Source organism: Okeania sp. SIO3I5 (genome assembly GCF_010672085.1).
Classification (GTDB): Bacteria; Cyanobacteriota; Cyanobacteriia; order Cyanobacteriales; family Microcoleaceae; genus Trichodesmium.
The window spans coordinates 4,494-6,117 of sequence record NZ_JAAHHT010000171.1 but is presented as its reverse complement, the minus strand read 5'-3'; the positions used below and the strand labels follow the sequence as shown (position 1 = coordinate 6,117).

Genomic DNA, 1,624 nt, shown 5'->3' with positions numbered 1-1,624 from the left:
TCCTTCCAAGATAATTAGTTAATAACTTATATAGCAATCCTATTTTAGTTGTAATATTTTGGTGGTAGTTAGTAGTCAGAATTTCCCAGGCTTTCAGTTAAAATTAACTACTATAAAATTTGTCACAACCTATTTGGGATACCTATTCAAAATTCAAAATTATTAATTCAAAATTCAAAGTTCAAAAATTTTGAATGAGGGGATTTTTAATTCAAAAAATGGTCATGCTGCGCAAATATATTTCACTTCTTGGAAACTAATTCCTCCTTCCCAGATAATTAGTTAATAACTTATATAGCAATCCTATTTTAGTTGTAATATTTTGGTGGTAGTTAGTAGTCAGAATTTCCCAGGCTTTCAGTTAAAATTAACTACTATAAAATTTGTCACAACCTATTTAGGATTGCTATAGCTGATAGCTGACGACTAAATACTTACAAAAACCGAAGTTAAGGTAGATAATAAAATGCAGAGGGAATATAAGCAAGCCAACTAATTAATTAATCTGAAATGAATAATATACAAAAGCCATTTATAATCAGAATTTCCCGGACTTCCCAAATATATTTGCCAAACTTTTTGCTTAAATTCCATTACTGGCACTCAAGAAGTATATATAAGTTTATAAAATATCAGTAGTGTCATATATATAGATTCTAGTCCATGAAAATTTTATCATTAACTTCTATTGTTACTGCTACGGTAATCGGATTTTTAAATCTCCCTATCAATAATCTTTCTGCTAAGGCTCAAACTCCTAATTTTTTCTGTGGTAAAATTGGCGCAACTCCAGCCACAATAGCTAATCAACAAGGTAAGAATATTCCGATTATTCTCTGGGGTGCTAATAATTATTTTGCTCAATCAGGAGAAGATGCTCTGACTAGATGTACTAGAGTATCTGGAATTTTATCTACTCAAAAACGCAACGGATATCGAAATATTACTGTTAGTATATCTAAAAACGGACAACCTATTATTTGTGCTGCGATAGGTGGTTCTTGTCGATTATTATATCAGGTTCCTCGCGGTCAAAATCCTCAACAAGCTCAACAAGAATTATTGAGAAGAGTTGTTAATCCTCAACCAAATTTACCACCTATTAATATTTATTGAAGTAAGAAGTAAGAAGTAAGAGGTAAAAATTTTTTTCAGCATTTGTGTCAAAAAAACTGTAGGGGTTTGCTGATTAAATCTCAAAGTATTGACAATAAATAAGGTGCATTTAGAAGTCAGAAGGAAGAGGGAAAAAAAATTGTCAGCATTTGTGGAAAAAAACTGTAGGGGTTTGGTCTCCAAATCCCCCTATTTTTACTAGGGGTTTGCTGATTAAATCTCAAAGGATTTACAAGAAATAAGGTGCATTTAGAAGTCAGAAGTAAGAAGTAAGAAGTAAGAGGGAAAAAAATTTGTCAGCATTTGTGTCAAAAAAACTGTAGGGGTTTGGTCTCCAAATCCCCCTATTTTTACTATTTTTACTAGGGGTTTGCTGATTACATCTCAAAGGATTGACAAGAAATAAAGTGCATTTAAAAGTAAGAAGTAATAAGTTAGAAGGAAGAGGGAAAAAAATTGTCAGCATTTGTGTCAAAAAAACTGTAGGGGTTTAGTCTCCAAATCCCCC

1 protein-coding gene is annotated in these 1,624 nt (G+C 31.8%); it reads left to right on the top strand.

Annotated elements, in window-relative coordinates:
• Positions 1 to 663 precede the first annotated feature (663 nt).
• Positions 664 to 1,116 (top strand): COP23 domain-containing protein, encoded by a 453-nt coding sequence (locus F6K40_RS28300; protein WP_293140543.1) that lies wholly within the window; start codon positions 664 to 666, stop codon positions 1,114 to 1,116.
• The last annotated feature ends 508 nt before the right edge of the window (positions 1,117 to 1,624 follow it).

What these genes read in the sequence shown, in the direction of transcription:
- F6K40_RS28300 (WP_293140543.1), top strand. Translation starts at nt 664, where the DNA reads ATGAAAATTTTATCATTAACTTCTATTGTTACTGCTACGGTAATCGGA.